At 38.6% G+C, this 21,347-nt stretch carries 18 protein-coding genes; 13 read left to right on the top strand and 5 right to left on the bottom strand.

What is annotated here, in order from left to right; translation table 11 throughout:
- Positions 1–196: 196 nt before the first annotated feature.
- The gene (locus V6256_RS12555; RefSeq protein WP_341598567.1) at positions 197–847 is read left to right on the top strand and encodes an ABC transporter ATP-binding protein; all 651 of its coding nucleotides are present in this window, start codon (positions 197–199) and stop codon (positions 845–847) included.
- 127 nt (positions 848–974) lie between these two features.
- Positions 975–2,456 carry a capsule assembly Wzi family protein gene (locus tag V6256_RS12550; RefSeq protein ID WP_341598566.1) on the top strand — a complete coding sequence of 494 codons (1,482 nt, stop codon included), beginning with the start codon at positions 975–977 and terminating at the stop codon, positions 2,454–2,456.
- 389 nt (positions 2,457–2,845) lie between these two features.
- Here V6256_RS12550 and V6256_RS12545 read toward each other — a convergent pair whose 3' ends face one another.
- On the bottom strand, positions 2,846–3,472 hold the full coding sequence (locus V6256_RS12545; RefSeq protein ID WP_341598565.1) for a LysE family translocator: 627 nt from the start codon (positions 3,470–3,472) through the stop codon (positions 2,846–2,848).
- 77 nt (positions 3,473–3,549) lie between these two features.
- On the opposite strand from V6256_RS12545, the gene mobB reads away from it, so the two are divergent.
- Complete coding sequence (gene mobB / locus V6256_RS12540) at positions 3,550–4,140, top strand: molybdopterin-guanine dinucleotide biosynthesis protein B (protein WP_341598564.1); 591 nt, start codon at positions 3,550–3,552, stop codon at positions 4,138–4,140.
- Between the two features lie 298 nt (positions 4,141–4,438).
- On the opposite strand, the gene V6256_RS12535 is transcribed toward mobB, so the two are convergent.
- Positions 4,439–5,164, bottom strand: coding sequence for a tRNA-uridine aminocarboxypropyltransferase (locus tag V6256_RS12535; RefSeq protein WP_341598563.1), 726 nt, complete (start codon positions 5,162–5,164; stop codon positions 4,439–4,441).
- Between the two features lie 153 nt (positions 5,165–5,317).
- Between V6256_RS12535 and V6256_RS12530 the strand changes: the two genes are divergently transcribed.
- Together V6256_RS12530 and ansA are read left to right on the top strand one after the other, a co-directional pair.
- The gene (locus V6256_RS12530) at positions 5,318–5,842 is read left to right on the top strand and encodes a hypothetical protein (RefSeq protein ID WP_341598562.1); all 525 of its coding nucleotides are present in this window, start codon (positions 5,318–5,320) and stop codon (positions 5,840–5,842) included.
- 59 nt (positions 5,843–5,901) lie between these two features.
- A complete protein-coding gene (ansA, locus tag V6256_RS12525; RefSeq protein WP_341598561.1) occupies positions 5,902–6,924 on the top strand; it encodes an asparaginase in 1,023 nt (340 codons plus the stop codon).
- Between the two features lie 131 nt (positions 6,925–7,055).
- On the opposite strand, the gene ohrR is transcribed toward ansA, so the two are convergent.
- Entirely contained in the window at positions 7,056–7,532 is a 477-nt protein-coding gene (gene ohrR / locus V6256_RS12520; RefSeq protein WP_341598560.1) for a transcriptional regulator OhrR, read from the bottom strand.
- A 202-nt stretch (positions 7,533–7,734) separates the two neighbouring features.
- Here ohrR and V6256_RS12515 point away from each other — a divergent pair, with 202 nt between their 5' ends.
- The 7 genes from V6256_RS12515 (at position 7,735) to V6256_RS12485 (ending at position 17,409) form a co-directional block, all read left to right on the top strand.
- Positions 7,735–8,886: an iron-containing alcohol dehydrogenase gene (locus tag V6256_RS12515; RefSeq protein ID WP_341598559.1), complete on the top strand. Its 1,152-nt coding sequence runs from the start codon at positions 7,735–7,737 to the stop codon at positions 8,884–8,886.
- A gap of 145 nt (positions 8,887–9,031) precedes the next feature.
- Positions 9,032–9,658 carry an HD domain-containing protein gene (locus V6256_RS12510; RefSeq protein WP_341598558.1) on the top strand — a complete coding sequence of 209 codons (627 nt, stop codon included), beginning with the start codon at positions 9,032–9,034 and terminating at the stop codon, positions 9,656–9,658.
- A gap of 118 nt (positions 9,659–9,776) precedes the next feature.
- Entirely contained in the window at positions 9,777–10,211 is a 435-nt protein-coding gene (locus V6256_RS12505) for a MarR family transcriptional regulator (RefSeq protein ID WP_341598557.1), read from the top strand.
- An 85-nt stretch (positions 10,212–10,296) separates the two neighbouring features.
- A complete protein-coding gene (locus V6256_RS12500) occupies positions 10,297–11,484 on the top strand; it encodes an efflux RND transporter periplasmic adaptor subunit (RefSeq protein ID WP_341598556.1) in 1,188 nt (395 codons plus the stop codon).
- Positions 11,484–13,025, top strand: a complete 1,542-nt coding sequence (locus V6256_RS12495) for a DHA2 family efflux MFS transporter permease subunit (protein ID WP_341598555.1) — start codon at positions 11,484–11,486, stop codon at positions 13,023–13,025. The genes V6256_RS12500 and V6256_RS12495 overlap by 1 nt, the downstream gene beginning before the upstream one ends.
- 108 nt (positions 13,026–13,133) lie before the next feature.
- Entirely contained in the window at positions 13,134–13,727 is a 594-nt protein-coding gene (locus V6256_RS12490; RefSeq protein ID WP_341598554.1) for an HD domain-containing protein, read from the top strand.
- 1,615 nt (positions 13,728–15,342) lie between these two features.
- Positions 15,343–17,409, top strand: a complete 2,067-nt coding sequence (locus V6256_RS12485) for a S9 family peptidase (protein ID WP_341598553.1) — start codon at positions 15,343–15,345, stop codon at positions 17,407–17,409.
- Positions 17,410–17,474: 65 nt separating this feature from the next.
- Here V6256_RS12485 and V6256_RS12480 read toward each other — a convergent pair whose 3' ends face one another.
- Together V6256_RS12480 and hisC are read right to left on the bottom strand one after the other, a co-directional pair.
- The gene (locus V6256_RS12480; protein ID WP_341598552.1) at positions 17,475–18,251 is read right to left on the bottom strand and encodes a transporter substrate-binding domain-containing protein; all 777 of its coding nucleotides are present in this window, start codon (positions 18,249–18,251) and stop codon (positions 17,475–17,477) included.
- Positions 18,252–18,273: 22 nt separating this feature from the next.
- Positions 18,274–19,362, bottom strand: a complete 1,089-nt coding sequence (gene hisC, locus V6256_RS12475) for a histidinol-phosphate transaminase (protein ID WP_341598551.1) — start codon at positions 19,360–19,362, stop codon at positions 18,274–18,276.
- Positions 19,363–19,554: 192 nt separating this feature from the next.
- On the opposite strand from hisC, the gene V6256_RS12470 reads away from it, so the two are divergent.
- A complete protein-coding gene (locus V6256_RS12470; protein ID WP_341598550.1) occupies positions 19,555–20,427 on the top strand; it encodes a LysR substrate-binding domain-containing protein in 873 nt (290 codons plus the stop codon).
- The last annotated feature ends 920 nt before the right edge of the window (positions 20,428–21,347 follow it).

Genomic DNA, 21,347 nt, shown 5'->3' with positions numbered 1-21,347 from the left:
TGTCTTTATTATTAAGTGAAAACTAAGGAGTGACAACTAGTCTGACACAGGGGGCTTTGTGTTCTTTGTGAAAGCGCAGCGCTTAGTGGTTGCTTTTTTGTTTTTGGCATTTAGGCCTTTGGAAGTTTTCTTTCGTTATTCTTGTCGTGTATATTAACGACACTATAACTTATCGTTTACAGAAGTAATTTATTACATGATAAAACTACAGAATTTGACTAAATCCTATCCTTCTGACTTAGGGCCTCAATATATCTTTAAAGCAATTAACTTTGAGATCCCTGATGGTCATAATATTGGGATATTAGGCTCTAATGGTGCTGGTAAGTCGACGCTTTTTAGAATTTTAGCTGGTAGTGAATATCCTAATAAAGGCAAGGTTGTCACTGATAAAGCTATTTCTTGGCCTGTTGCTTTATCTTCAGGTATTCACCCACAGATGACTGGACGTGAAAATACACGCTTCATTGGCCGTGTTAACGGAGTGGATGATTTAGATGAATATGAAGAAAAAGTTAAAAAATTTGCAGGATTAGGCATTAAATACGATTTACCTGTGAAAAACTACTCAAGCGGTATGAAATCACGTCTTTCTTTTGGTTGCTGTATTGCTATTGACTTCGATGTTTATTTGATTGATGAGGCTACTTCGGTTGGGGATATCAAATTCCGTAAGAAAGCACGTCAAGCTTTGTTAGCTAAGCGTAAAACATCTAGTTTAATCATGGTTAGTCATGACCTTGAGGAAATCGAAGAGTTTTGTGATAGTGTGATTATCTTAGACAAAGGTGAATTAACTTTTTATAGTGATTTGCAAGAAGGTATGCGTGTTTATAAAGCATTATAATGGTCTATTCCGTGGTCAAAAGCATCGTATGCAGAAGATTACTACTGCGTACTTAATATATAAAAGTAATAATACTATCCATTTCTAGGATATAGTATGTGGGTTATTACCTTACAGGGAAGTGAAAGTGATTAAGAATCTATTAAAAACAACATTATTATCATGTCTTTTCTTTAATGGCTATGCCGTTGCCTCTTATCATTGGGTTGATGCCGATGATTTACATTTACGTGCTGATATACAACTGCTTGCTGATGTGGGGGTGATCACTACACCGACCACAACTTATCCAGTGATGTGGAGTGGCGTCATGAAAGGCATTAATAATGCCAATGTAGAAGACTTAGCTCCAAATATTCAAGATGCTTATTATCGAGTTGTTTCTCGATATAATGAATATCACGATAATGACTCTGTGACTAAAGTATCACTGGCTGCAAGTAATGAAACACAACGTTTTCAACATGTTGGCTCTCCGGTTAAAGATAAAGCAGAAGCAAGTCTTGAGCACACAGGACAAAAAGGGCGGTTTGTTTATAACTTAAAAGCAAATTATGCCTATGATGCTGAAGATGGCGATGATCTAACGCTTGATGGTAGCTATTTAAGTATGTTGCTTGGAAATTGGGTTTTTACTGCCGGTAGTTATGACCAAACCTACGGACAAGGCTGGGATACTCAAATCACAAAAAGTACCAATGCACGTCCACTTCCTTCACTAACATTAACTAGAAACAGCCCTGATGCTTTTGATATCCCAGTGCTTGAATGGCTTGGTCCTTGGGCTATCACAACCGGTGTTTCTTGGATGAATGATGATGATTATCGAGAAATAGAAAATACCTTATTATGGTCATTTAGGGCATCTATTAAGCCAATTCATAATCTGGAACTTGGCTTATCTCGTACTGCTCAGATCTGTGGTGATGGTAAAAGCTGTGGCGCAGGAACGTGGTGGGACATGCTATCAGGTGATTCAAATGTAACCTCTGGTGAAAATCCGGCTAACCAACTCGCAGCGGTAGATATTCGCTGGGGAGACACTCTTTATGGTGTACCTTATGGTATATATTGGGAAAGCATGGGGGAAGATGGTTTTAGTATCGATCCGTTCCCATCTTATCAAGCGAAAAGCTATTTAGTTGGTGCTGATGTGACTTATCGCGTGAGCAGTCAAGTTGTGAAAACGTTTTTTGAATATACGGATACGAACGCACATTGTTTAGGTATTGATGGTGACTGTACTTATGAGCACAGTGTTTATAAAGGAGGCTATCGTTATCAAGGCCGTTCGATCGGTTCAACCTATGATAATGATAATAAAACCTACGTATTAGGATTTATTGGCTTTAGTGATAATGGCCATAAATGGAAATCTAACCTGCGTTATTTAGATTTGAATATGGATAATAGAAATGCGCCTAGCCCTGGTGGTAATACTGTTACTGCGATCGCTGAGCAAGCAACTCAGATTGATTTTACTTATATTTGGCCGCTGTTTGGTGGGGAGATAGAAGCGGGTAGTGCATACACTTATTCAACTTATACGGATAATATTGCTAACAATCATCAAGTTGATGTATGGGCAAAATGGGATTATACATTTTAAACTGGTTAGGTATTTAGTCAGCAGTAACCAAATACCTGCTTCCTTCTCATAAACTTTGTTTAATGCCTCCCGACTTGACGCAAGCAGGGAGGCTAAAGTCACCGCCACAAGGATAGATGCTCTGCGATTCCTTTTCCAGCCTTGATTGTATTCTTCGGGGCGGTGGCTTCAGCCTCCCTTGAAGGTGTTGTGAATGAAAGAGCACACTTCACTAGTTACCTCACTGTATTTTCTTCGATGATTTTTGTTTGGTTTTCGATCTTGACGCAAGCAGGGAGACTAAAGTCACCGCCCCAGTATGGTATGTAGCAGGGTTAGTGGAATCATTGTCTGAGGGGGACGCAGCAGGAAGGTCTAAAGTCACAGCCCCAAGGGTGACTATGTTTTTCTTATATTAGCTCTAGTACTAATTTGATGGCGAATATTAACAATATCACTCCCATTACTCGCTCAAACCAATGGCCATTTTTCAAAAACTTTTGGCGAACGACTGGTTTTGAAAATAAGAAAGACACTAAGCTGAACCAGGCGATGCTGGTGACTATTATCCATAGTCCATAAAAGGATTGTACAAATATCGGGGTGTTAGCACTTACTACCGTTGTAAATATAGCTAAAAAGAACAAGGTGACTTTAGGATTGAACACATTTGTCATAAAGCCCATCATAAATGCTTTTTTTTGATGCTTGGGGTTATTATCGATTCTTATATTATTGCCTGCTGTGCTAGGTTGGCTGCGTAATAAATTTACCCCTAAATAACTGATATAAGCCGCACCAATTAACTTGGCTACCATCATTAACGTAGGCGATTGTGAAATCAATAAACCAATGCCTAAAAGGGTATACCCCACATGCACTGCAATGCCCGCGCCGATACCAAAGCTGGTTAGTATCGCTGTTTTACGTCCAAAACTAATACTTTGTCTAAGAATGATCGCAAAATCTGGGCCCGGGCTCATGACGGCGAGTAAGTGAATAATGGTTAGCGCGAGGAATTCATGTAAATAAGGCATTATGTTCTCTGAATTTAAGAAGAAAAATTGGAGGGGTATGCTACCATTTTAAGATTGCTTTTTCTTGAGATTTAATAATGACATCGATAACGCATTCAACAACTAACCAAGCAACCAATCCAACAGGTAAGTCACTTATAAATAATGATTTTATAAGTACATTCCCATTGCCTCTTTTAGGCTTTTGCGCATTTAGCGGTACAGGTAAAACAACGTTAATTGAACAACTTATTCCACTACTGAATGCAAAAGGTGTACGGATTGCACTGATTAAACATAGTCACCATGATATTGAGATGGATAAACCCGGTAAGGACAGCTATCGCTTGCGGAAAGCCGGTGCTTCTCAGGTTGTGTTAGCGGGCCCTAAGCGTTCAATTTGTTTTCATGAACATCAAGACGCGCATGATAGTTTATTGAGTGAGCAGTTAGCGTTATTGAATACAGAGCAATTAGATTTAGTGCTGGTGGAAGGTTATCGCGACCAAGCATTTCCTAAAATTGAGCTAAATAGAGCCGCTTGTGAACAGCCTTTTTTATATCTGAATGACCAACATATTATTGCACTTGTGACTGACCAAAATGTACAAAGCAGTAATTTACCACGATTCGATTTTGAGCAATTAGGACAGTTAGTTACATTTATTATATCGAATGTATGTAAGTAGTTACTGTCATCTTATATATTATTAAAAGGTTTTTATAGTCAATTAAGATTTTTAATCGCTTACTCAGCCGATTTTAATAAAATTATCTTTTTTAAAGTTAGTGATTACTTTCAATTAACTTAGGGGCTAAGGTTAAAAACCGGCTTAAATACTGCGATATTTACCTTATTATCTGCTTTTAAAGCCATAATGATTAATCAAAGTTGTACTTTTAAAGTAAGAATGTAAGTCATCACTTTCCGTTTTAGTTAGTATTTGTCTACTATTAAGTTATTACTTTTCTAATTTTTAATCTCTATTACGCTAGCGCTTCTATTAACTGTGCTTGATAGCTTTGTTCTGGCAGTTGCTGTCTCGACTTGCCGAGTAAATAATTTTCCCTAAACGTTGAAAATAGCAATGTTAATAACTGGGCATTATGCGTCTCACCCAATTTTTCTAAGGTTAAACTTGCCACTTCTGCTGTCGCCAGTTGATTATCTTTGGTGGCTTTACGCATTAAATATTCAGATAACCTTTCTGGTGAAAAAGATAAAACCGGGTAGTTATCTAAATAGGGACTTTTACGAAACATCTTTTTCGCTTGTGCCCAAGTGCCGTCTAATAGAATAAACAGTGGTCGTTTTTTTTCAGGTAAAGCTAACTTGGTTTTATCGTCTATCACCGGTCTTTGTGGTTGCGCATATTCATCGGGAAAAATAACAATTGGATACCATTGTGGATCCTGTAAAAAACGTAACATCTCTGTATTGGGTTGCGTTCTTGACCAAATATAAGCCTGGGTATCGTCAATTAAATCAGCGATTAATCGGCCTGTGTTGCTAGGTTTTAATATTTCATCATCGTACATCAATAATAAAAATGCACTTTGGCTCGGTACGGTTTTTTTGATTGAACAAATACAAAGGTAAGGTAATAACATGCAGTGTTTACAGCGTGGAATACTGCCACCTCTGGCTAAAAAAGGGCGGGTACTTTGGCTTAATCTGTAGTCATATAATCGATGGACGGCATGAATTCGCATATTATTCTCTTTATGTTTAGGCAGCGCATTATACGCCAATAATCGATGGGAAAGGAAACCAAGCGATGATCTGCGATAAACACAATGGGGTTTATATACCTTTTTAGTTAAACACAGTAAGATCGCGCTGAGTTTTAAATAAGGGAATATAAAATGAAAAACTTTGCAGCAGGATTTAATAATTTTTTTATCGGATTAGTCTCTGGCTTACTACTACCTATTATCATTATTTTGGTTTTACTGTTTTTAAGTGTTGATAAATTGACGGGCTTGTTAGAAAGTCGCTCTTTTGCGCCCATTTATGAACGCAGTGAGCAGACGCTGGATAAAGTCGACACATTAATTATGACCTTAGATGATAAGGTAGATAATGCTGACTTAAGTAATATTAAAGCCTTGTCGCCATTAAAGGATGCAAATTTATTTCCAGAAATGAAAGCCTTAGCCGCATCGGTAAGTGAGCTAAAGGAAGGTGAGGATAACATCGATAAGCAAGCTGTTATCACGGCTTTAAAAGATAAGTTGCAAGGTTCACTACAGGGTAAGTTTACAGGTGATCAAGCACAGCAGTTAGCTGAGAGTCTGGCTAATATTGCTGACGTTATCGCTAATCAAGATAACAGCACACAAGCATTAAAATCTAAAGCAGTAGAAGAACTAAACACGGTTACTGAGTAAGGGTGATCGATAAATTTAACCGCTATTCACGGTACATTTGACGTTAACGAGTTGTAATAATGAAAGAAAAAAAGCGAATTTATATTGCCTATACTGGCGGTACTATTGGTATGAAACCTTCTAAAAATGGGTTTATTCCAGTAGCAGGGTATTTATCTGAAACAATTAAAAATATGCCAGAGTTTTATCATGATGATATGCCTGAGTTTGAAATCCATGAGTATGAGCCATTAATTGATTCTGCGGATATTTCCCCTGAAGCGTGGCAGGTATTAGCGACGGATATTCAAGATCGTTATCATGACTTTGATGGCTTCATTATTCTACATGGTACAGATACCATGTCTTATACCGCGTCTGCATTGTCATTTATTTTTGAAAGCTTGAGCAAGCCCGTGATCATCACAGGATCGCAAATTCCCTTATCGCAACTGCGCTCTGATGCACGTGCTAACTTATTGAATTCATTATTTATCGCGGCCCATCATCCTATTAATGAAGTTTGTCTTTTCTTTAATAACCAACTGTTTAGAGGCAATAGAACGACTAAACAACATGCTGATGGTTTTAGTGCCTTTGTATCGCCTAATTACCCAGTATTGTTAGAAGCTGGTATTGATATTAAAAATATCGCCGGTAAAAAACAGCGCACCGTTAATACACGTTTAACCATTGGAAAAATTGATAAGCAATCGATTGCTATTTTACATCTATTCCCTGGGTTAGATTGGCAGGTGCTGGATAATTTATTAAAAAGTCCACTGCAAGCATTGGTGTTATTAACTTACGGGGTAGGGAATGCACAGCAAGACCCTGAGCTGTTAAAAACCTTAAAAGAAGCAAGCGATCGCGGAATTTTAATTGTGAATTGCAGCCAATGTTTAAAAGGCAGCGTCAATATGGGCGGCTATGCAACAGGTCATGCGTTAAGTGAAGCTGGTGTGATTGGTGGCATTGATATGACCACTGAAGCAGTGATTGCTAAGTTACATTATTTATTAAGCCAATCATTAAGTTATAAAGTGGTTAAAGAGTTATTAACAACGGATCTTCGTGGTGAATTAACCGCATTAAATGACTAATACCATTGCTTAGCCTTATTAGCGATATTTAGATCTTAATAGGGCTAATCTTGATAGCTCATCTTCTTCATTTTTAGCGCTTATTTCTTTACAGCTTGGCTTTTTATAACTTAGCTTTTTATAACCTAGTTCTACTCGCCTTCTTCCAAATTCTCATAGATTTTGTCACAGCCTGTTTTCAGGGTTAACAATTCATCAATCGGCAATTTAGATTTACATAGCATTTGGTTAGGCACTTTTTCTGCTTGTGCTTTTAATTTTTGACCTTGCTCTGTTAAGTAAATCTCGCGTACACGTTCATCTTTTTCTCCACGTACTCTGCTAAGTAACTGCTTGCTCTCTAAGCGTTTTAATAGAGGAGTTAGGGTGCCCGAGTCTAGGTGAAGCTTATTACCTAATGCTTTTACATTAATACCGTCATATTGCCACAGTACAATCATCACTAAATATTGCGGATAAGTTAAATCTAAAGATTTTAACATTGGGCGATAGGCTCTGATAATGGCATTGGCGGCACTATATAACGAGAAACAAACCTGATTTTCTATCATTAAATCAGGATTTTCCGACGCTTCTTGTTGTGTCCTATTAGCTTGCTCTTTAGTCATGTTTTTTCTCAATAATTTAAATTGTGCACAATATACTTGTCTTTTTGTGCTTATGCGATATATAATTGATCACAATTAAATTGTGCACAACTAAAAAGTGATCTTAATCATCAGTTGTTGCGTAATTAGCTAGACCAATAGTTAAGTTTGATAAATTTAAATAAAACGATTCACTTTTGAATGTCGTTTTTAGGAGCAGTAAATGAATAATTTTAGTTACCATAACACTACAGCAATCCATTTTGGTGAAGGTCAAATTGCAGCGATTGCAGGCAGTATTCCAAAAGATAAAAAAGTATTAGTGACCTACGGTGGCGGTTCAATTAAAGGCAACGGCGTTTACGATCAAGTTGTTACTGCACTTAAAGAGCATAATTGGGATGAGTTTTCAGGTATTGAGCCTAACCCACAATACGATACTTTAATGAAGGCGGTTGAGCGCATTCGTCAAGAAGGTTTTGATTACCTATTAGCTGTTGGCGGCGGTTCAGTGGTTGACGGTACAAAATTTATTGCTGCGGCAGTTAATTTTGAAGGTGAAGAAGCATGGGATATTCTTGCTAAACAAGCAGAGATTAAAAGTGCATTGCCACTAGGTTGTATTATGACGTTACCAGCAACAGGTTCAGAAACGAATGCTGGAGCAGTGGTAACACGCGGTACTAATAAATTAGCATTTGGTAACCCACTTGTTCGTCCACAATTTGCAGTACTTGACCCGCAAACAACATTGAGCCTTTCTGAGCGCCAAACATCTAATGGTGTTGTTGATGCTTTTGTTCATGTAATGGAGCAATACTTAACTTACCCTGCGAATGCAAAAATTCAAGATCGTTTTGCTGAAGGTATTTTATTAACATTAGTTGAAGAAGGTCCTAAGTTAATTAATGACTTACAAAATATGGAAGCACGTACCAATGTAATGTGGGCTGCAACGCAAGCATTAAGCGGATTAATTGGTGTGGGTGTTCCACAAGATTGGGCTACGCATATGATTGGTCACGAACTAACGGGTAACTTTGGTGTTGACCATGGCCGTAGTTTAACAATTGTATTGCCTGCGATTATGCAAGTTTGTCGTGAAGAGAAAAAAGCAAAATTATTACAATACGCTGAGCGTGTTTGGAATATTACTGAAGGCAGCGAAGATGAGCGTATTGATGCGGTTATTGAGCAAACAAAACAATTCTTTAGCGCAATGAATACACCGGTTTCATTAACTGAAATTTCATTAGGTCAAGATGATGTTGATACCGCAATGGTCAGCCTAGAAGCACACGGCATGACTAAATTAGGTGAGAATGGCTCTATCGATTTAGCGCGTTCACGTTTAATTCTAGAAACAGCTCTGTAATTAATAAGAGGCTAAACCTCTTTATTTAGTTATGATGAACGCTCTACTTAGCCTAATTGCTTAGTAGGGCGTTTTTTGGTTTTGGGGAAGTGTACTGATATTAAAGCTGTATTTCCCTATCAACTACTTTATTGATGAGGGTGTTATGTTTAAACAGTATCAAGCTCAATGTGAACAGTTTATTAGTGAGAATATGAAAACCGATCTCGCTCATGATTTATTGCATGTTAAACGTGTGGTGAAATTGGCGACCTTAATTGCTGAAGATGAGCAAGCAGAGCTTAATGTTGTTTTGCCCGCTGCTTGGTTACATGATTGTGTTAGTTACCCTAAAAACCACCCTCTACGCTCTCAGAGCTCCTTACATGCTGCAGACAAAGCCATTGTTTTTTTAAGAAGTCTCGATTACCCACAACAGTATTTATTAGCTATTCATCATGCGATCTCTGCACATAGTGTCAGTGGTGAAATACAGGCAACCAGCTTGGAAGCTAAGATAGTACAAGATGCAGATCGTTTAGATGCATTGGGTGCGATTGGTGTCGCGCGTTGTATTCAAGTGAGTAGCCAATTACAACGTCCTTTATATTCTGAGGTTGATCCTTTTAGTGATGTGAGATCGCTAGACGATCAACAATTTACATTAGATCATTTCTATAAAAAACTGTTACGACTGAAAGATGCTATGAATACAAGATTGGGACGTAGTATCGCTACACAGCGCGGTCAATTTATAGAAAATTACCTTCAACAACTCGCGACCGAAATTTAACTTTTTATCTTTTAATTAGGTTTTTATAAAACCCAGTGCAATTAAATTGACAAAGTAGTTGCCTAGGCAGTAATATCTACAAATTATTAGTTGCCTAGGCAAGTAAGTGAGAGTTGTTATGCAAAATTTAAATGTTAAATCGACGGGAATTGCCTTAGCAAGGCAGATTGGCCAAGTAAATCTTCGTAAAGAGAAGTTGATTAATCAATATCTTGAGCCATTTGATATCACAGCGGCACAATTCAAAGTATTGGTTGCTGTACATTTTTATAAAATGAATGCGCCTGTTGATATTTGCCATTATTTAGATATTAACGGTGGCTCAATGACGCGCATGGTTGATCGCTTAGTTAAAAAATCAGTGCTTGATAAAAGGCCAAATCCAGAAGATAAACGGGGTGTGTTATTGGCGTTGACGGAAAATGGTGAATCTTTATTGATGTCGTGCATTGAGGTGATGGAAAATACAATAGGACCCTTGATGGTCGGTGATCTTTCAGATCAAGAAGTTGAACAGTTAAATGGTTTATTGCAGCGTTTAATGCCTGTTTAACCTTTGAATTTATTTGATTAGCTCAAAGTAAACGAGTTAGTTGGGTTGATATTAGTCTTTTATTACAAATAGTGAGTAATTAAAAATGGAAAATATAAAAGAGCAGCCGGCTGAGCCTAAAGCAGCAAGCAATAAACGTAAAAAATCTTTTATGATTTTATTGATTGTGGTGCTGGTATTGGGCGGTGCTTGGTTTTTTTATTATGAAACCTATGGGCGATATGTTGAAGAAACCGATGATGCTTATGTAAATGGCGATCTAGTGGTTATTTCTCCGCAAATTTCGGGGACGGTTAGCCAGGTCACGCCCGATGAGGGGGATTATGTCAGTAAGGGGCAAGTGTTAGTCACCTTGGACTCAAACGATACCAAAATTGCCTTACAAGAAGCGGAATCAAAGTTAGCGAATTCGGTTCGTGAAGTACGCAGTTTATACGCTACTGCCGATAACGCAAAAGCCAGAGTAGAAACTAGTAAGGTTGAATATAATCAAGCGGTTAATGATTATAAACGTCGTCAAAATTTATCTAAATCAGGTGCGATTTCACGTGAAGATTTAAATCACTATAAAGATTTAGTTGAAACCACTAAAAGCCAATATCTAGCGGCTCAAGAAGCATTAAAAATGACCGTGGCCTTGGTGGATGATACGGCGATAGAAACACATCCTGCGATTAAGTCTGCGATTGCTAATTTACGTCAAAGCTACTTAAACAATATTCGTACTGAGATTGTCGCACCCATTAGCGGTTATGTGGCAAAACGTACCGTGCAACTAGGTAGTCAAGTGCAACCAGGTACACAACTAATGGTGATTGTACCGCTTCATGAAGTATGGGTAGATGCAAACTTCAAAGAGAGCCAAATGAAGGATATGCGTATTGGTCAGCCAGTGGTTTTAACTTCTGATTTATACGGTGACGATGTTGAATATAAAGGGGTGATTGAGAGTCTTGGGATCGGTACTGGTAGTGCATTCTCATTATTACCTGCGCAAAATGCCAGTGGTAATTGGATTAAGATCGTACAGCGTTTGCCAGTTAAAATTCGTTTAGCCGATGATAACCAAGATAAGTATCCTTTAAGAATTGGTTTATCGATGATAGCTGAAGTGGATATTAAAAATACGGATGGCAGTGTACTACCACAGAGTGCACAACAAGAAGCGCGTTTCGGTACTGATGTGTATGAAAATACTCTGCTAGAAGTCGATAATTTAGTGACTAAAATACTGCATGAAAATGTCGGTATCGCACTTTCAGAAGATAAATAATGGCTGCGATTAAAGATACAACCTATACACCACCGAGTATGGTACTTGCTGTACTCGCGTTGGCGATGGCAACTTTTATGCAAGTATTGGACAGTACGATTGCTAATGTTGCCTTGCCGACGATTGCTGGGAATTTAGGTGTGAGCTCCGAGCAAAGTACTTGGATAATAACGTCATTCGCTGTGTGTAATGCCATTGCGTTACCGTTAACGGGATGGTTGTCTCGCCGTATTGGACAGTTACGATTATTTATTTTGTCGGTGTCGTTATTCACCTTTACCTCTTTTTTATGTGGTATCGCTACCAGCATGCCTGAGCTTATTGCCTTTCGTGCGCTACAAGGCTTTTTTGCTGGCCCGATGTTTCCAATGTGTCAAACCTTGTTATTGGCTATCTTCCCATCGGTAAAAAGAGGGGCTGCATTGGCTTTGATTTCGATGGTGACTGTTGTTGCACCCATTGTAGGCCCGATCACCGGTGGCTGGATCACAGATAACTATTCATGGCCTTGGATCTTTTTTATTAATATTCCAATTGGTATTTTTTGTTGTTTAGTAGTGTGGCAACAATTAAAAGGGCGTGCAGATACGACGGCAAAATTACCCGTTGATATTATCGGGATCGCACTGCTGGTATTAGGCGTTGGTTTATTACAGGTTGTGTTAGATCTAGGTAATAATGCCGATTGGTTTGAATCGACTAATATTGTGGTGATGACGATCATTTCTGTGATTGCTTTGATCTCTTTTGTGATCTGGGAGCTCACTGAAAAGAATCCGATCGTCAATTTGTATCTGTTTAAAGATCGTAACTATGCCTTTGGTACGATCGCTTTAGTGTTAAGTTATTCGGCATTTTTTGCGATCAACATTATTTTACCGCAGTGGTTGCAGATCTACATGGGATACACCTCGATCTGGGCTGGTCTTGCTGCTGCACCGATGGGGATCTTACCGTTAATATTATCGCCTCTGATTGGTAAGTATGCTCATAAAACGGATCTACGCCTATTAGCGAGTATCTCCTTTGTGATCATCGGGATCTCTTGTTTCTTACGTGCAAACTTTAATACCTTTGTTGATTTTGCTAGTGTCGCTGAAGTGCAGTTATTCATGGGCATAGGTATTGCGTTTATGTTTATGCCGTTAACTACGATCTTCCTGTCAAACTTAGATCATGACCAAGTGGCAGAAGCATCGGGTTTAACCACTTTTTTACGTGTATTAGGCGCAAGTTTTGCTTCTTCTTTAACCACCTGGATATGGAACCGCCGTGCAGATTACCATCATGCCACTTTAGCTGAGCACGTTAGTTTGCAAAATCCCGGTGCAGTGGAGTATTTAGATAAAATAGGTGGGGCAACACAAAGTAACCTTTACTCAATTAATAGTATCGTTGAAAAACAATCTTATATGATGTCGACTAATGATTATTTTTATATGTTAGGTTGTTTGTTCTTTGTGTTAATTGGTTTTATTTGGGTAACCAAAGGGCCTTTTATTAAAGATTCGAGTGCAAAACCTACAGCCATAAAGAAATAGTTTTAGATGGCGTATAAAATAGCTTGTGGCATAGTAGTCTTATGCCACAAGATGCAATGATCTTAGCGGATCATTTTTAGCAGTAATTAACTTATTTAGAGGTCATCAATGACGGATTTGTCTCAACAATTAGCCTTCGTTTTAGAAATTGATAAATTAAAAGCGGTGTATCGTCAAACTACCGTTAAAGAAGATAAAGATCGCCATGAAAATAGTGCAGAGCATAGTTGGCATATCGCATTAACAGCACAGATCTTAAAAGATTATGCAGAGTATCCTATCGATATTGAACGCGTTGTTCAGATGTTATTAATACATGACATTATTGAGATTGATGCAGGGGATTTATTTGCATTTGCAGAGCAACAAGATCATGCACAACAAGCATTGAAAGAAGCACAAGCTGCTGAACGTTTATTTGGCTTATTACCGCCACAACAACACGAACAATACAAGGCGTTATGGTTTGAGTTTGAAGCGGCGGAAAGTAATGATGCTAGGTTTGCAAAAGCAATGGATAGAATTTTACCATTAGTGCAAAACATGAATAATAATGGCGGTAGCTGGGCTAAGCATAAGATCAGTCAACCACAGGTATTAGCACGTAACAAACACCTGGAATATATTGCCCCAAAATTATGGCAATACGTGGTACAACAAACGGATCTTGCAGTAAGTAATGGTTGGTTGAAAAAAGATTAACGTATCTTTTTAGTCTCTCTGTTTGCGTTAAACCAAAAAACTCACCGCCCCAAAGCAGGTTAATGATTCTTCATTTATTGTTAATTCGTCTGCGCTCGTTTTAGCTTATTGATGTTTATTAACGGTGAGTTTCGCCTTGTTGGCGATCTTCTTTCTCTTGTCAGAAGAGAAAGAAGCAAAGAGACTGACTCCGGATTGTTTTCTGATCTAATCTCAACAATATGGTTTTAACGCACCGCCTCAGGAAGCACATCCATGTGCTTTCTGAGGCTACCGCAAACGTCCTGTTTGCCGTTGCTAACCATATTGTTGATATTAGGAAAACGCAACGGAGGTGTGTGGTTATCGCGATAGTGTGATGTGCACTTTTTGTTTAATCGCTTCGGTGACTTTTAGATAGGGAGCTTAATTAATAGAGCTTTAACGTTTGCTAATAAATAATCCTTTACTCGGGGCGGTGACTTTAGTCTCCCTGCTTGCGTTAAATCGTAAACATTAAACAAAATTCATCGACGGTAAATATGAGAAGGTAACTAGTGAAGTTCGTTCTTTTAATTATTTCACTTACAAGGGAGGCTGAAAAAAGGAGTCGCAGAGCTCCTCCGCTCATGAGACTAAGCTGGCGCTTAATTCGCCCACCGCCCCAAAAGTCACATTTACCTGGGGCGGTGACTTTAGTCTCCCTGCCTGCGTCAAAGCAAAAACCTCACCGCCCCAAAGCAGGTTTATGATTCTTCATTTATTATTGCCTCGTCTGCGCTCGTTTTAGCTTATTGATGTTTATTAACGGTTGGTTCCGCCTTGTCGGCGATCTTCTTTCTCTTGTCAGAAGAGAAAGAAGCAAAGAGACTGACTCCGGATTGTTTTCTGATCTAATCTCAACAATATGGTTTTAACGCACCGCCTCAGGAAGCACATCCATGTGCTTTCTGAGGCTACAGAAAACGTCCTGTTTGCTGTTGCGAACCACATTGTTGATATTAGGAAAACGCAACGGAGGCATGTGGTTATCGCGATAGTGTGATGTGCACTTTTTGTTTAATGACTTCGATGATTTTAGATCGGAGTTTAATTCATAGAGCTTTACAGTTTGCTAATCAATATTGCATCTTCAAGGGAGGCTGAAGCCACCGCCCCGAAAGTAGCAGTTATATTCCCTTGGGGCGGTGACTTTAGTCTCCCCGCTGCATCAAATCGAAAATATCATACAAAATTCATCGACGGTAAATATCAGAAGGTAACTAGTGAGGTTCGTTCTTTTAATTATTTCACTTACAAGGGAGGCTGAAAAAAGGAGTCGCAGAGCTCCTCCGCTCATGAGACTAAGCTGGCGCTTAATTCGCCCACCGCCCCAAAAGTCACATTTACCTGGGGCGGTGACTTTAGTCTCCCTGCTTGCATGCTACTAAGGGATCAAGATCATTGCGTACAGATCCATACTGAGGAGGGGGGGATTTTTCTTATTTAACCTCATTTCTGCTAGAGAATGTGTAAGTTCTAACTTCTCTGTGGTTTACTTTTCTATTAATATTTTGATTGGCTATCTTTCCCTGTTTATCCCCTGTATTGTTAATTTAGCCTAGTGCGTATGTAGATCCCATTAAAGAGAGAATTGATGAATAACACAGTTAATGTCCTTGCCCCAGTTGCCGAAATCAAACCCCACATACACGAAACTCATGGTCATCAGCGCCAAGATAATTACTTTTGGTTACGTGATGATGATAGAAAAGATCCTGAGGTTTTAGCTTATTTAGAAGCTGAAAATGCGTATACAGAGCAACAGATGACACCTTTGTCAGGATTACAGCAAGATCTTTATGATGAAATGGTTGCAAAACAAGAGCCTGCATTAGAGTCTGTTCCCTATTTCCAAAAGGGATTTTGGTATACTTCCCGTTACGATCAAGGCAAGGATTATAGTGTCTATTGTCGACGTAAGGGGAGTATGGAAGCTGAAGAAGAGATCTTTTTTGATTGTAATGAACGTGCACAAGGATTGGCTTATTATCAGTTAGGGGAGTTAAGTCTTTCTCCTAATTCTATGATCCTAGCTTTTACTGAAGATACAGTGAGCCGCCGTCAATATACGTTACGTTTTAAAGATCTATCGAATAACAGTTTATTTGAAGAATGCATTGAACATGTGAATGACGTGGTATGGGCAAACGATAATAAAACGGTTTTTTATGTTAAACAACATGAGCAAACCCTGCTTTCTTATCAAGTTTATCGCCATATATTAGGCGACTCTCCTGCCAACGATGTGTTGTTATATGAAGAGCTAGACGACACTTATTATCTAAACTTGTATAAAACAAGATCTGAGCAGTATTTAGTGATTTGTGCAGACAGTACGATGACTTCTGAATGCTTGATATTAGATGCAGATAAACCGCAAGATAACTTTACCTGTTTTTTACCAAGGCAGCGTGACCATGAGTACAGTGTGGATCACTTTCAAGATCAGTTCTTTATTCGCAGTAATATGACCGGCAAAAACTTTGCACTGCATACCGTTTCTTCTAATCAAACGACTTTTGAAGTGACTCAACCACAAGACTGGACAACATTGATCGCCGCGAGAGAATCAGTGTTACTTGAAGGCTATGAGTTAATGAATGATTGGCTGGTGGTTGAAGAGCGTGAGCTAGGGTTGCCATTATTACGCCAAATTAACTTTAAAACAGGCGAGTCACGTACGCTTAAATTTAATGACCCGGTTTACACTGTGTTTAGTCATTATAATCCGCAAGCGAATAGCAGTAAGTTTCGTTATCAATATACTTCATTTACTACCCCTTCAACTGTCTATGAATTGGATTTAGAGAGTGGTGAAACGATTTTATTAAAGCAAAGTAAGGTTGTTGGTGACTTTTCTAGTGCTGATTATAAAAGCGAACGTGTTTGGGTGAAGGCGCGTGATGGCGTTGATGTACCTGTTTCATTAGTTTATAAAACGGCTTTATTTGATCATCATAATCCATTGCTAGTGTATGCCTATGGTTCATATGGACACAGTATGGATATTGGCTTTAGTTCTGCTAATCTCAGCTTGTTAGATCGTGGTTTTGTGTATGCGGTTGCGCATGTGCGTGGTGGCGAAGATCTTGGGCGTGAATGGTATGAGCAAGGTAAGCTATTACATAAGAAAAATACCTTTAACGACTTTGTTGATGTGTCTAAAGCACTTGTTGAACAGCAGTACGGTGCGGCTGACAAGGTATTTGCAATGGGCGGCAGTGCTGGTGGATTATTAATGGGCGCTATCATTAATCAGGCACCTGAGTTGTATCGTGGTGTGGTAGCGGCGGTGCCATTTGTTGATGTTGTTTCAACCATGTTAGATGAGTCTATTCCATTAACAACCGGTGAGTATGACGAGTGGGGCAATCCAAATGACCCTGAGTACTATGATTATATTTTAAGTTATAGTCCTTACGATCAGGTCACTGAAAAAGCTTACCCTAATATGTTGGTGACAACTGGGTTACATGATTCGCAAGTACAATATTGGGAGCCTGCAAAATGGGTTGCTAAATTACGTGCGTTAAAAACTGATCAAAACCAGTTATTACTTTATACAGACATGGAAGCTGGACACGGTGGAAAGTCTGGGCGCTTTAAGCATTTTGAAGATATTGCTAGAGAATTTGCTTTTTTAATTAATTTAAGTAAATAAAAAGTGGAATACAGCTGAGTTGTTATCTTTGCTCAGCTGTATTCCATTGATATTTTTATAAGGGATTATTCACCATAAATATCAAATTTAAAGTAGCTAGAAGCTATTTTATCGTAAGTCCCATTCTTTCTAATTTCAGCGATTGCGGCATTGAATTTTTCAGCTAATGCTTTATCACGTTTACGTAGTGCAAGTGCTGTGCCTTCACCAATGTAAGCTTTATCCGTGACTGATTTACCTTTTAGTTCGTAGTCAGCGCCATTTTCTTTTTCTAAGAAAGCTAAAACTAATTGATCCGAGTTTGCAAAGGCAGTATCAAGACGACCGTTAATTAGGTCGATGTAAACTTTATCTTGGCCATCGTAACGTTTGATATCTGCAACATCACCATACATATCAGTTACATAGTTATCATGAATAGTACCAACTTGCACACCAATGGTTTTACCTGTTAATCCGGCTTTATCAATCGTAAAGTCTGCTTCTTTTTTAGCGACAAAGCTTGCTGGCGTTTGGTAGTACTTATCGGTAAATAAAACGCGTTTTTTACGATCTTCTGTGATGCGCATTGAAGCCATGATCACGTCTGCTTTGTTAGACATTAATCCTGGAATTAAGCCATCCCAACCTAGCGTTACCCATTCACAGTTAAGTTTTGCTTGTTCACATAATGCGTCAGCAATTTCAATGTCAAATCCGACTGGTGTACCTGAACTATCTTTATAGTTAAATGGCGGGTAAGTGAAGTCTGATGCTAAACGTACTGGCTTTGATTGTTCTGCTTGTAGTGGAGCGATCATCATTGATGATAATAAGATAGCTGCGATACTGAGTTTTTTCATTTTAAAATCCTTTTAAGCTTAATTAATTTAATTTTTTAAGTGCGTTTAGCGTTTCAAGCATGCTTTCTTTTGAACCGATGGTGATGCGTACACAATCCATTAAAGCGGGTTCATGCGCTTGGTTTCTAGTAACAATACCTTGCGCACTGAGTTGTTGATAGGCATCGATACTTTCTTTGAATTTAATTAAGATGAAGTTAGTTTCACTATCATAAATATGCAGTATCGAGTCTAAATACGTGAGCTGTTGTTTAAACCATTGTTTTGTTTCTATTAACTGATCTGTTTGTTGTTGCATTAGGCTTAACCCATCATCCGATAACGCTTTTAATGCGATTTCAGCGGTTGGATCGGCAATTGGGTAGGGCGCAACTAAACGGTTAACATATGTCATTACGCTTTGATCTGCTAATAAAAATCCACATCGTATTGCTGCTAAACCAAATGCCTTTGATAACGTACGAATAATAATTAAATGTGGGTATTTATTCATTAAGTGTAATGCACTTTGATGCTCTGAAAACTCAATATAAGCTTCATCAATAACGACCAGTGTGGTTTCTTTACTCGCCTCTAATAGGCTAATAATATCTGCTTGGTTAATGCTATTACCGGTTGGGTTATTTGGCGAACATAAGAATAACAATGGGCTGTTTGGTAGTTGTTGTTTGATCTCTTCAACGTTTAATTGAAAGTCATCTGTTAATGGTATTTTGCATGTTTGAACGGCAAATGAATCAGCACAAAATTCGTACATACCATAGGTTGGTGGACAAATAATGATTTGATCTTTACCTGGGTGGCAAAAGGTACGTACTAACAGGTCAATCGCTTCATCTGCACCACGTACGGTAATGATTTCTGTGTCTAAGTTAGCGACTTCTTGCTGACAATATTTAATATATGCAGCGGCGGTATCATGCGGTAAAAAGTCTGGGTATCGATTATATTTATCGTTGCTACCTTTAGAAAGATCACCGTATTGAGCACAGTCTTCAAGTTCATTAGCATTAAGCCATAAGTGTCCATTACCCCCTAAGCGTCTTGCTGATTGATAAGGAATAAGCTTTTCTACGGCTTGAGGTACTAACTTTGATGCTAAAGAGTCCATTAACTATATTTCCAATGATGATAAATGCATGACAACTAGTGAATATTTAGTCTGTAATTGAGCATAAATATTCATTTTTCGATAAAATGGATTTAAGCAAATGATTGTTAAAATAAAAAACGAAAAATCGGTATACTAGCTATGAATTAAACTCATAGCTTATAAGCTTCTTTGAATAAGATGATACAAACCATGCAAACTAGATTACCTTCAACAAAAGATATGCAAGCATTTATTATGACTAGCAAGCACTTAAAGTTCACCTTGGCTGCTGAGGCGTTGAATGTGACTCAAGGGGCGGTAAGTAGACAAATCCTAGGATTAGAGAAAAAGCTTAATGTGATTTTGTTTCATCGACATGCAAGAGGGTTAAGCCTTACTGAACAAGGTCGTGAGTTTTTACCTTTAGCACAGAAGATTATTGATGACCTACAAAGTGCAGTTGAAAAAATTTCTGCCATTAAGCCTGTGATTAGATTAAAAGCACCGAGTTGTATCACGACTTGGTTATTACCTAAAATCATGGCTTATCAGCGTGCTTTTCCAGAGCAAAAAGTAGAGTTAACCTCATCCATTGAGCATGATGTGAAGTTATCTTCTGGCGATTTTGATGCGATTATTTGTTACGCAGACGTGATTAATGATTCAAGTTTAATTCAACAAAAGTTATTCGATGAATATTTAACTCCTGTGTGTTGTGCTTCATTTTTACCTGAAGGGCGATCGCAATTAACAATTTCAGAGATGAGTGATTTTCCTTGGCTGCATTCTACCCCTAAGCAAAGTGATTGGGCGTTATGGTTAGAAGCAGCACAAGGTCATTTATCAAGCTCAAAGCATAATCAACATTTTGCGACTTTAGACCTTGCGGTGAGTGCTGCAAAAGAAGGGTTTGGTATAAGTATTGGTGATGTAATGTTAGCTTCTTTAGATGTGAATGCCGGACGTCTGGTAATGCCACATCCTTTGCAGGTTAAATCTGGCAAAGCTTATTATTTTTTATATGCAGCGACCTCAAAGAAAAAAGGGCTAGAGGCTTTGATGAATTGGTTGCTTGAGCATTAAATGGCTGTTGAAAGGGGCATATCTTCGGTTTTGCTAACCTCATAAGCATCGCCCCAAACCAGGTTAATGGTTCTTCATTTATTGTTAATTCGTCTGCGCTCGTTTTAGCTTTACGGTGTTAATAGCGGTTGGTTTCGCCTTGTCGGCGATCTTCTTTCTCTTGTCAGAAGAGAAAGAAGCAAAGAGACTGACTCCGGATTGTTTTCTGATCTAATCTCAACAATATGGTTTTAACGCACCGCCTCAGGAAGCACATCCATGTGCTTTCTGAGACTACCGCAAACGTCCTGTTTACCATTGCTAACCACATTGTTGATATTAGGAAAACGCAACGGAGGCATGTGGTTATCGCGATAGTGTTATGTGCACTTTTTGTTTAATGACTTCGATGATTTTAGATCGGAGTTTAATTCATAGAGCTTTACCATTTACTAATAAATAATGCTTTATCCGGGGCAGTGACTTCAGTCTCTTTGCATGCATCAAAGCAAAAACCAAAACTTCACCTGGGGCGGTGACTTTAGTCTCCCTGCTTGCGTCAAATCGAAAACATCACACAAAATTCATCGAAGGTAAATATGAAAAGGTAACTAGAGAAGTGTGTTCTTTTATTCATTGCATCTGCAAGGGAGGCTGAAGCGGTAATCACCCCAAAAAATAATAGAAGTCAAAAGTAGCATTCTCCCTGCTTGCGTCAAATCGAAAGCCATAAACAAAATTCATCGAAGAAAATATTACAAGGTAACCGGTGAAGTGTGTTCTTTTATTCATTGGATCTGCAAGGGAGACTGAAAGTAAGTTTATGGTTCCTTATTTGTTATTGCCTCGTCTGCGCTCGTTTTAGCTGATTGATGTTTAGTAACGGTTGGTTTCGCCTTGTCGGCGATCTTCTTTCTCTTGTCAGAAGAGAAAGAAGCAAA

It is taken from the genome of Psychromonas aquatilis (assembly GCF_038155185.1).
Classification (GTDB): Bacteria; Pseudomonadota; Gammaproteobacteria; order Enterobacterales; family Psychromonadaceae; genus Psychromonas; species Psychromonas aquatilis.
The sequence above is the reverse complement of the archived record's forward strand: the minus strand, read 5'-3'. Positions and strand labels throughout refer to the sequence as shown.

Coding starts and splice junctions, on each gene's coding strand:
- V6256_RS12545 (WP_341598565.1), bottom strand. CDS start 3,472: ATGCCTTATTTACATGAATTCCTCGCGCTAACCATTATTCACTTACTC.
- V6256_RS12505 (WP_341598557.1), top strand. CDS start 9,777: ATGCAAAATTTAAATGTTAAATCGACGGGAATTGCCTTAGCAAGGCAG.
- V6256_RS12530 (WP_341598562.1), top strand. CDS start 5,318: ATGAAAAACTTTGCAGCAGGATTTAATAATTTTTTTATCGGATTAGTC.
- V6256_RS12515 (WP_341598559.1), top strand. CDS start 7,735: ATGAATAATTTTAGTTACCATAACACTACAGCAATCCATTTTGGTGAA.
- V6256_RS12485 (WP_341598553.1), top strand. CDS start 15,343: ATGAATAACACAGTTAATGTCCTTGCCCCAGTTGCCGAAATCAAACCC.
- V6256_RS12480 (WP_341598552.1), bottom strand. CDS start 18,251: ATGAAAAAACTCAGTATCGCAGCTATCTTATTATCATCAATGATGATC.
- hisC (WP_341598551.1), bottom strand. CDS start 19,362: ATGGACTCTTTAGCATCAAAGTTAGTACCTCAAGCCGTAGAAAAGCTT.
- mobB (WP_341598564.1), top strand. CDS start 3,550: ATGACATCGATAACGCATTCAACAACTAACCAAGCAACCAATCCAACA.
- V6256_RS12490 (WP_341598554.1), top strand. CDS start 13,134: ATGACGGATTTGTCTCAACAATTAGCCTTCGTTTTAGAAATTGATAAA.
- ansA (WP_341598561.1), top strand. CDS start 5,902: ATGAAAGAAAAAAAGCGAATTTATATTGCCTATACTGGCGGTACTATT.
- V6256_RS12500 (WP_341598556.1), top strand. CDS start 10,297: ATGGAAAATATAAAAGAGCAGCCGGCTGAGCCTAAAGCAGCAAGCAAT.
- V6256_RS12535 (WP_341598563.1), bottom strand. CDS start 5,164: ATGCGAATTCATGCCGTCCATCGATTATATGACTACAGATTAAGCCAA.
- V6256_RS12510 (WP_341598558.1), top strand. CDS start 9,032: ATGTTTAAACAGTATCAAGCTCAATGTGAACAGTTTATTAGTGAGAAT.
- V6256_RS12495 (WP_341598555.1), top strand. CDS start 11,484: ATGGCTGCGATTAAAGATACAACCTATACACCACCGAGTATGGTACTT.
- ohrR (WP_341598560.1), bottom strand. CDS start 7,532: ATGACTAAAGAGCAAGCTAATAGGACACAACAAGAAGCGTCGGAAAAT.
- V6256_RS12470 (WP_341598550.1), top strand. CDS start 19,555: ATGCAAACTAGATTACCTTCAACAAAAGATATGCAAGCATTTATTATG.
- V6256_RS12555 (WP_341598567.1), top strand. CDS start 197: ATGATAAAACTACAGAATTTGACTAAATCCTATCCTTCTGACTTAGGG.